General features: G+C 42.6%; 10 protein-coding genes and 2 pseudogenes. 3 read left to right on the top strand and 9 right to left on the bottom strand.

Annotated elements, in window-relative coordinates; all coding sequences use genetic code 11:
• Positions 1-27: 27 nt before the first annotated feature.
• The 9 genes and pseudogenes from tnpC to AB4161_RS22840 form a co-directional block, all read right to left on the bottom strand.
• Positions 28-1,557: an IS66 family transposase gene (gene tnpC, locus AB4161_RS22880; RefSeq protein WP_372084429.1), complete on the bottom strand. Its 1,530-nt coding sequence runs from the start codon at positions 1,555-1,557 to the stop codon at positions 28-30.
• Between the two features lie 87 nt (positions 1,558-1,644).
• Positions 1,645-1,944, bottom strand: a complete 300-nt coding sequence (tnpB, locus tag AB4161_RS22875) for an IS66 family insertion sequence element accessory protein TnpB (RefSeq protein ID WP_372084427.1) — start codon at positions 1,942-1,944, stop codon at positions 1,645-1,647.
• Entirely contained in the window at positions 1,941-2,285 is a 345-nt protein-coding gene (gene tnpA / locus AB4161_RS22870; protein ID WP_372084425.1) for an IS66 family insertion sequence element accessory protein TnpA, read from the bottom strand. Before tnpA ends, tnpB begins: the two co-directional genes overlap by 4 nt.
• Before the next feature lie 150 nt (positions 2,286-2,435).
• Positions 2,436-2,624, bottom strand: a pseudogene (gene coaD, locus AB4161_RS22865) (pantetheine-phosphate adenylyltransferase); the annotation flags it as partial.
• Positions 2,625-2,704: 80 nt separating this feature from the next.
• Positions 2,705-3,628, bottom strand: a complete 924-nt coding sequence (locus AB4161_RS22860) for a glycosyl transferase family 90 (protein WP_372084423.1) — start codon at positions 3,626-3,628, stop codon at positions 2,705-2,707.
• Positions 3,625-4,104, bottom strand: coding sequence for a pantetheine-phosphate adenylyltransferase (gene coaD / locus AB4161_RS22855; RefSeq protein WP_248388724.1), 480 nt, complete (start codon positions 4,102-4,104; stop codon positions 3,625-3,627). The genes AB4161_RS22860 and coaD (AB4161_RS22855) overlap by 4 nt, the downstream gene beginning before the upstream one ends.
• Entirely contained in the window at positions 4,101-5,132 is a 1,032-nt protein-coding gene (locus AB4161_RS22850; protein WP_372084421.1) for a glycosyltransferase family 4 protein, read from the bottom strand. The genes coaD (AB4161_RS22855) and AB4161_RS22850 overlap by 4 nt, the downstream gene beginning before the upstream one ends.
• Before the next feature lie 11 nt (positions 5,133-5,143).
• On the bottom strand, positions 5,144-5,917 hold the full coding sequence (locus tag AB4161_RS22845) for a glycosyltransferase family 2 protein (protein ID WP_372084420.1): 774 nt from the start codon (positions 5,915-5,917) through the stop codon (positions 5,144-5,146).
• Positions 5,918-5,955: 38 nt separating this feature from the next.
• Entirely contained in the window at positions 5,956-7,011 is a 1,056-nt protein-coding gene (locus AB4161_RS22840) for a glycosyltransferase family 9 protein (RefSeq protein ID WP_372084418.1), read from the bottom strand.
• 167 nt (positions 7,012-7,178) lie between these two features.
• Between AB4161_RS22840 and AB4161_RS22835 the strand changes: the two genes are divergently transcribed.
• The 3 genes and pseudogenes from AB4161_RS22835 (at position 7,179) to AB4161_RS22825 (ending at position 9,182) form a co-directional block, all read left to right on the top strand.
• Positions 7,179-7,886, top strand: a complete 708-nt coding sequence (locus AB4161_RS22835) for a 3-deoxy-D-manno-octulosonic acid kinase (protein ID WP_248388732.1) — start codon at positions 7,179-7,181, stop codon at positions 7,884-7,886.
• Positions 7,887-7,900: 14 nt separating this feature from the next.
• Positions 7,901-8,182, top strand: a pseudogene (locus AB4161_RS22830) (glycosyltransferase family 25 protein); the annotation flags it as partial.
• Positions 8,183-8,261: 79 nt separating this feature from the next.
• Complete coding sequence (locus tag AB4161_RS22825; protein ID WP_372084416.1) at positions 8,262-9,182, top strand: IS5 family transposase; 921 nt, start codon at positions 8,262-8,264, stop codon at positions 9,180-9,182.
• Positions 9,183-9,234 lie beyond the last annotated feature (52 nt).

The raw sequence follows: 9,234 nt of genomic DNA, 5'->3' as shown, positions 1-9,234 counted from the left end.
GTAAGCGCGCAATTAAGCAGTAAGGCCTTATTCAGCCTCATCGATTTCCAGCGCCCACGGCATAAGATCGGTCAGATCATCTTGTGGCGATCGCATCGGCAGCACTTTGAATAAGTGCACGAAGTAGTAATATGGATTGATGTTATTTGCACGACAAGTCATCACCAAGCTATACAAGTTAGCGCTCGCAGTCGCACCTTCAACTGATGTTGAGAACATCCAATTTTTTCGACCCGTTGTAAACGGACGGATATCTCGCTCTGTCACATTGTTATCAATGCTTATGTCACCATCTTCTAGATAAGTGAGCAACTTCGGCCATTGGTTAATCGTATAATTTATGGCGAGGCCGATTTGACTTTTCGGCAGTACTTTTCCTTGGCTTTCCAGCAACCACTTATGGAACGTGCCTAAGATGGGTTTCGATTTTCGTTGTCGTAGATGTTGCCGCTCGACAGTGCTCAAGCCTTTAGCTTCCTGTTCAATACCATAAAGCTTTGCGATAAAGCTGATGGCTTTCTCGATACGGCCCGATTTCTTCTTCGGTTGCGCTTTTTGTGCATCGGTAAATTTGCGTCTTACGTGTGCTAAGCACCCCGCTTGGCTAACATTATCGAGGCCGTTATAAGCTTGATAACCATCGGTGAGTAGGTAACCCGAGTAGCCACCAAGGAAGTCTTTAACACATTGCCCTGCACGACTTGGTTGATAGTCGTAAATGACCACAGGTTGTTTGGCGAACTCACCGCTACGATAGACCCACATATAAGATTTGCTTTGTGCTGAGCGCTCTTGCTCTCGCAACACTTGAACGGTCGTTTCATCCGCGCAGATGAGTTTTTCATTCAGTAAATGAGCTTTCATTGCTTCAACGATAACGGTCACTTTACTGCCCAGTTGAACACACCAGTTTGCAAGCGTGCCTCGGCTTAACTCGATATCTGAGCGCTTTAAGATTTCAACCTGGCGATAAAGCGGCAAGGCGTCAACATATTTGGCCGTAACTACCGCAGCGAATGCTTCAGGGCTGCCGATGCTTTTCGGGATCATGTTGGCAGGTCGAGGGGCGGTGACGATTTTGCTGCTGGTTTGTGTCTTTTCACACTGACGGCAGGCGTATTTCGTGCGCTCATGCCGCACGACGCTGACCTTCTGAGGGATGATTTTTAGCTCTTCCGAGACTTCAGTACCGCATGGATGTAGCGGTTCATTGCAGCATAAACAGTAAGGGGCATTGAGTGTGTGCTGATGAACTTCACGATCAAGCTCTACTGGTAATGGTTTTCGGCCTTTCTTGTGATGCTTTGGACTGGCTTTAGGTAAGGCATTTTGCTGCTCAGCTTCGTTAAACGTCCCTTTCGGGGCTTTTTCACTTTTGGCGGAGAAGCGCTTGGACTTACTTAAGTTAAGTTCCTCAAGAAGCAGCTGCATTTTATTCTCTAACTCAACCACTTCTTCTGCTTGGGTATCAACTGTTTTTTTCAGTTCATAGTTCTCTTCCTGAAGCTTGAGTAGCATCGCTTTGAGTTGTTCTACATCATCAGGAAGTTCGGTCATTTTTTGGGGCTCGTCATCTGTCATTTCCCCTTAGTTTGACAGTGAAAAAGGATCGCTCAAGCCCAATGAGGTGATCAGTATCATCGCTCACACTTCTCGGCCATAAAGGGGCTGATGAGCCTTTGGGTTTTCAAGATTCAACCCAGATAATAGCCAGTTAAGCTGTTGAGTAGATATGTGGATATGGCCCGCGACTGTAGGCTTTGGCCACTTAAAGCGGCCTTTTTCGAGTCGGCGATAGTAGAGCCAAAAGCCGTTAGTGTCCCAAAAGAGAATTTTGATTTTATCTCGGCCACGATTACAAAAGATGAACCACGCACTGCTCAATGGATCCATTTCTAGCACATCAGCGACAATGAGAGAGAGGCCGTCAATCGACTTTCTCATATCGGTAACCCCCGAGACGAGATAAACCGCGCCACTTGGGAGCATTGCAGCGCCTTCATCCAAGTTTGAATTTGAGAAAATGAAAGTGATGTCGGCAGCTCGGCGCGCACGCCATTAGGTAAATGTACAACGACCATTTCGCCACAAAAAGACGGTTGGCTATTAATGACCATTTGGTGCGCGACCTGTTCATTGTCAGTGTTCTTGAGCTTTTTTAGCCAATAGTGAAAAGTGGCGTAATTAATATCGTGCTTTTTACAAAAGTCTGGAATGGAAAGTCCACCTTGTTGCTGCTTGGAGATGATGGCCGTCCAATGTTGGTGCTTTTCTGATTGAGTCATAGTTCCTCCATTTGTTTGGGAAACTATGACAAAGGCTTGCTGATATTAGAATGTGGGGTTAATTGCGCGCTTACGTAGTAATTGATAGCTTTGAATTAAAAATAGCGCTCAATGAGCGCTATTTTTGTTTTTCGGAGTAGATAAAGAGAATTATTTGGCTGTTTTTATTGTGATTTCGTTTGCTACTTTTTGAGGTACAAACTGGCTAATATCCCCTCCGTGTATAGCGACTTCACGAACAATGGTTGAAGAGAGGAAAGCATACTCTTCTGAAGGGGGCAGAAATACGCTTTCAAGGCCAGTTAGGAGCTTACGATACATGCTAGTGAGACCAAACTCGCTCGCGGCACGGAAGATCATATCGAGGTGACCATTGGTTACCAGAGCGAAAAATGTAGGGTTGATAACGTGTGGTTATATTATAGCTGTCCTGACTTCTCGAAGTACTTCTTTGCTACCAGCAAAGAAATTAAACGCTCTCGCTTTTGGTCTCGAAACTGATCGACCCACGTATTTGCATTTTCGATAATGCTTTCAGCTTCTTCTGGATGTGCGATGTAGTACTCCATCTTCACAATTAAGTCAGAGTAATCATCCGTAACTTCCACGTAGTGAACGCCAGCTTTGAGGCGGCCTTCCATAAACCATGTCTCATATTTGGGTTTGGACATAATGACCAGTGAGTTTGAAGACATTGCCCATTTTAGGTTGGTTGCAACATCATTACCTTCGATGGCTAGTAAAAATTTGTACTGTAATTGCTCCTCTATGGACATTACCCCCTTTTCCCAAGGTTCTCCTTTAACGGGGTGAGTTTGACCAATATTACATGAGGGGTGAGCATAGTACTGCTCAAGAACCTTTTTTCGGTGAGGTTGGTAACCAACACCTCTCCAAACTGCCATGTCTTTTTTACTTCGAAATGACTGAGAATCAGAAATAAATTGGAAATGGCGAATTTCATTCAATTTGAGTAAAACAGAGTATTGATTATCTTTATTGATTGGCCGACTTTTTAGAAAACTTGGTTGTTCTGGGATTCGGCGAACATCACCATTCAAAAATTGGAAAAAATAGTGTGACGGAAAAGACTTTACTACCTTGTGAAGATCGAAATAGTAGGTCGTCCCACCCGTTTTCTTAAAGTCTTTAACATGAACTGAGCCTTTATCTGGGAGAGCAAATGGTGAGTCAACCTTGTTATAGTAATCGACTCTACCTTGAATATAAGAGTTGATGGGCGTTGCCTGAATAAGGTTATTGGCCAATGTTTTACGGATTGCATTTGGCAGTAAGACCAGAAGGCTATTGGATAAGTAGTATTTGAACTTTCTAAAACTCATTGTGCTACCTTTGTTTTGATAGCTGCGTGAACACACCTAGGTACAAATTGCTCCACGTCCCCACCATGAATCGCCACTTCACGAACGATGGTTGAAGAGAGAAAAGCATACTCTTCTGCTGGTGTCAAAAACACGCTCTCTACACCAGGTAGTAGTTTTCGATACATACTTGTTAGACCGAACTCGTACTCAAAGTCTACCGTTGTTCTAAGGCCGCGCACCAATATATTAGCTTGCTGTTCTCGTGCAAAATCGACTAATAATCCACTGAATCCAGCCGTTGATACATTGCTTAGATGTGCCGTCGATTCTTCAACGAGCTTTACGCGTTCTTCTAGGCTAAAAAGTGTTTTTTTTGAAGGGCTTGCCGCTACACCAATAATAATTTGGTCAAACATGTCTGCTGCACGCGTAATGATATCTAGGTGGCCGTTAGTGATTGGATCGAACGTGCCAGGATATATAACTTTTTTCATCGTAAAGCTTTCTCATAAACGTCTGCGTATTGATTCGCAGTATAGTTGATATCAAATAACTTCAATTTCTCTTGCCCCTGTGCGATGAAATCTTGTTTAAGTCTTTCGTCTTGGGCTACCTTCATTACTGCATCCGCCAACTTTTGAGCATTACCGGGTTCAACAAGCAAGCCATTGGAGTTGTGGTCGATAATATCAGGGATACCACCGGCATTAGTACCTATAACAGGTAAACCAGAGCCCATACCTTCCAAGATGACAGAGCCAAGCCCCTCTGTGTAGGAAGGGTGTACTTGCAAGTCCGCCGCGGCAAACCAGTCGCCCATGTTGCTTTGTTTGCCCTCGAAGCTGATGTTATTAAGGTCTTTTGCTTGTGACTCAAGAGCTTGTCTCTCTGAGCCATCGCCTAGTAAACAAAAATGGATGAACGGTGCAGAATCTTCTAGAACCCGTGCCGCATCGACGGTGACATTGAAGCCTTTATGCTTCAGCATGTTCGCTCCATGTATCACTATAAACTTGTCTGCGAAGCGGTCTCTAATCGTTTGTACGGCTTGTGCGTTAACAGGGTATGTAACTGGTGAACTTGGGATTTTGTACGTTACTGAAGTTGGGTAAGCATCTTTCACTCTCTGAACTATCTCAGTACTTAGACCTATCACCGCGGATGCTTTTGAATAGGCTAAGTTTGCCAACCATTTCTTCTTTAGTGCGTTATCGATTCGACGAGTTATAATATATGGTTTGCCGTAGAGCATATGTTGGATTAGAGCCCAATAGATAGCACGGCCTTCATGCACATGGATAAGAGCACAGTCGTTGGTAATAGACTTTGAGTGTGCTTTGGTAAAATGGTTAGCCAATACCACTTTAACACCTAGCGCTTTTATCGCATCGACGAAAGGGCTCTTCGGGTTTGCAACGACAGTCAGTTGATAGCCGAGCTTTACTTGCTGCTTAATGAGCTGCAGTGTCTGGTTCTCGCCGCCATGGTATCCAGAAGCTAAGTTAACGTGGCAAATGTTCATGTTATTGCTCTTTAATTGTGTTTTTTGACGTAATCACGCAACCACAGATCGGCATAGCGAGTGAAGGTTGTGTTTGCACTCAGTACAGCAAGTAAAAAACCATGTCGACCATCTAAGAAGCCACGTTTAATAATGTACATTTTGAAGAAACGGAAGAAGCCGTGTGTAAATGCGCTAAAAAGTGAGGCCGACTTTTTACCTTCACGTTGATCTGCCCAAGATTGCATATACAGTTGGGTTTTACGCGTGTACTCGCCCAATTTTTCGTAAGTAAAATGCTTTAATCGGCCATTCAATGAAACTACTTTAAAGCCATCGGGAATCACAACGCTTTCGTGAACTAGCGCATCGTTATATTTCGTTTCTGATGTTTTGTATAAACGTACAACCCAATCAGGTGACCAGCCTGAGTAACGAATCTCTTTAGCAAAGGCTGTTGTCAGTCGGTTCACACGATAAATGTTTTTATCTCTGTGTTGGCTGATTGCATTGAGTATGCCTTTACGTAATTCATCTGTGACACGTTCATCGGCATCAAGCCAAAGTATAAAATCTGATTCTACATAGTTTTGAGCAAGTTGACGCTGTTTACCAAACCCAGGCCATTCTAAATTGGTGTAAAACTTATCGGTATATTGCCTAGCGATTTCTTCAGTGCTGTCAGTACTACCTGAATCTAGAAGAACAATCTCATCGACCCAATCTTTTACTGTGTCTAGACAAGCTTTAAGGTGCTTCTCTTCATTTTTTACGATTAAGGCAACGGCTAAAGTGGGTTTAGACAAGGTAGATTCCTTCTTGAACACTATTCTAAAGGTAGAGTTTACAGGTATTGCGGATACAAATCTTCGACAACTTGATCAAACATAGTCACAACGCTATCGCTGGAAATCCTGTCCATTGCCTTTTCATCTTTTGCTCGAGTTCGCCAACCTAATTCTTGACTATTTTTTCCCGTTTCTGCAAAGATAACCTCTTCATAGACAGATACGGCATACTTCAAGTAGTTATAAGGACCTACACGAATAGGGTTATGGTGGGCATATAAGCCAATAATTGGCGTTTTCATCGCACTTGCCATATGAGCTGGACCAGTATCTGGGGCAATAACAATATCCACTAAGTCTATCAGCGATAACATTTGCATGATGGAGCTTTCACCAACCAAGTTTAAACAAGGCTCTTGAAGTAGTGTTTGAATATCGCTGGCTAGGTCAACTTCTATCTTTGCTGGGCTACCTGCCAGGATGACGTTCCAGCCATTATTTCGCGCATGATTAATGACATCGACATAGCCTTCAGCATTCCAGTTCTTGTATGCTTTACTCGCTCCGGGAACCAATAATAAGTTGGGTTTCTCTGAGTCTAGCTTTGTTTCCGCCCAAGCCTTGTCCTCTTCAGAATAAGACAAAGACCAAGATAGCTCAGATTGAGGTACACCAATTTTATGAGCAAATGCCATTAGACCATCGGCGACATGAAGAGACGCTGGAGAAGGCACTTTGACGTTGGTGAACAACGTTTGAAAATCTTGGCTGCGTTCAGGGGAGAACCCCAGCTTATACTTTGCGTTAATACCCAAGGTAGCTACACTTGCTCGAATCGCATATTGCATATGAAGCAAGGCATCGAACTTACGCCCTTTCAGCTGATTCCATAATGACTTATAGCCACCGAGTCCCGCTTTTTTATCAAAAACAATCACTTCAATGCCATTTACTGCTTGGAGGAGTTGAGCTTCAAGTTTACCAGTAATCCACGTTATTTGAGTTTCAGGCCACTGTTTTTGGATAGCTTGAACGGATGCTATGGTATTGCAAACGTCACCAATTGCGGATAAACGAAGAATACAGATTGAAGAAGGGGCATAAGTAAGCATGGTTTGAACCAGTTAGAAATTCGATACAGGTAAATTATGCGGCTAAGGTAATTAAATGTAAAATTACAAGGTGAGATTAAGTCGTGCTTTAGATCATCTTGTTAAGCCATGATAGCATGGTCAGATGCTAACCATGCGCGTATGACGGTAAAATAATAGAGATAGAAATGAAAGTTGATCAGAAGAAACAATCTAACACTATGATTTGGTTTGATAGCAGTATTATAGGAACTCCTTCTGAAGAAATGTTTCATGTCCAATATTGGGAAGATAAAAATCAAGTTGTTGGATCAGCTAAAGGAAGAGGAACAACCTGGTTTATTCAGCTAGATGCAATGCAGGCTGCCCTTAGGCACTACTTCCGAGGAGGGTTGTTTGGGAAGCTTGTAAAAGATAGATACCTTTTTACTGGATGGTGCAGCACACGAAGTGCTCGAGAATTTCAATTGTTGTTAAAGTTGAATAAATCTGGGGTTAACGTGCCGAGGCCGATAGCTGCAATTGCTAGACGAAGCCTAGTTACCTACCAGGCAGACCTTATTAGTGAGCGGGTTACTGAAGCTCAGGATTTAGTCGGGGTTCTAAGGCAAGCAAAGCTGTCTAAAAATATGTATAAGAAAATAGGTCAAGAGATATCAAAAATTCATAAAGCTGGGGTTATTCATACAGACCTCAATATCCATAATATTTTAATTGATTCGAGTAATAATGTATGGATTATAGACTTTGATAAATGTTATGAGTCAAATAATGAGAAAGTATACCCGAGTAATTTGGATAGACTTTTAAGATCATTTAGAAAAGAGCAATCTAAAGGTCTTATTCACTGGGAAGAAAAAGACTTTGAAAGTCTAGTCTTTGGTTATGAGCAATAAAAGTGGTAATTGATATGAATATTTTCGTGATCAGTTTAGATGATGCATTAGAAAGAAGAGTTAGTATCGAACAACAATTTGCTAACATTGGTCAGGATTTTAAGTTTTTCGATGCAGTTGATGGAAGAAAGGACGTACACCCTCTTTTTAGTTATTACAATTCAAAGAAGAGAATGCGTTGTAAAGGTTATGAAATGACGCCTGGTGAACTAGGGTGTTTTGCAAGTCATTATTTGCTATGGGAAAAGTGTGTTGAATTGAATGAACCAATAGTCGTGATTGAAGACGATGCACAACGGCTTTGTTTCCTAAATCAGGGAACTAATGCTTAAAGCTACGATCAGATCATCTAAGTTCACTCACATACTTAGAGCAATGCCAAAGCCTCGCTACAGAACAACTAACTGGAAACAATATAACCAAGCCCTAATCAATCGTGGTTCACGGACATTCTGGATTGATGAGGAAGCGATTCAACAGTGGAAGCAACTCAAGCAAGGTAAACGAGGTCGACCTCGATTGTTTAGTGACTTAGCCATTACGACCGCCCTCATGGTTAAACGAGTATTCGCGATGCCGTTGAGAGCGTTACAAGGATTCATCGATTCTGTTTTCAAACTCGCTCAACTCCCGTTGTCATGTCCTCATTATTCATGCATCAGTAAACGAGCCAAAACGGTTAATGTGTCATTCAAGACAAAGACCCGAGGCGCAATACAGCATTTAGCCATTGATGCAACAGGGCTAAAGGTCTACGGTGAAGGTGAATGGAAAGTAAAAAAACATGGTACTGACGGGAAGCGTCGAGTTTGGCGTAAGCTCCATTTAGCCGTAGACACTGGCACTCATGAAATCATTGCGGCTGAGTTAAGTTTATCGAATGTCACTGACGGTGAAGCTCTTCCTAATTTACTGAATCAAACTCGTCGTAGAATCAATGAGATATCTGGTGATGGAGCTTACGATACAAGACAATGCTACGAAGCAATACGTATTAAACAAGCTGTTCCACTTATTCCACCGAGAGAAGGTGCTGCTTTTTGGTTACGAGGTCACCCCCGTAATCTGGCGGTAGCTTGCCAGAAATTATACGGCTCAAATAAACATTGGAAAAAGAAGTACGGTTACCATAAACGGTCACTTTCAGAGACGGCTATGTTCCGTGTAAAGACACTGTTTGGTGGGCGATTAAGTTTAAGAAACTATAATGCTCAGGTTGGTGAAACCTACGCCATGATTAAAGCGTTGAATAAGCTCACAGGGTTAGGTATGCCTAAAACGATAGAAATAGCCTAATAATCACCCATACTGGCCGTTTCTATCTGAGATCCAATTAGGAAACAAAGCC

Origin of the sequence: Vibrio sp. 10N.286.51.E5 (assembly GCF_041469125.1) — a bacterium.
Lineage (GTDB): Bacteria > Pseudomonadota > Gammaproteobacteria > Enterobacterales > Vibrionaceae > Vibrio > Vibrio crassostreae_C.
Note: the sequence above shows the minus strand (reverse complement) of the source record. Positions and strands in the feature narration are given on the sequence as shown.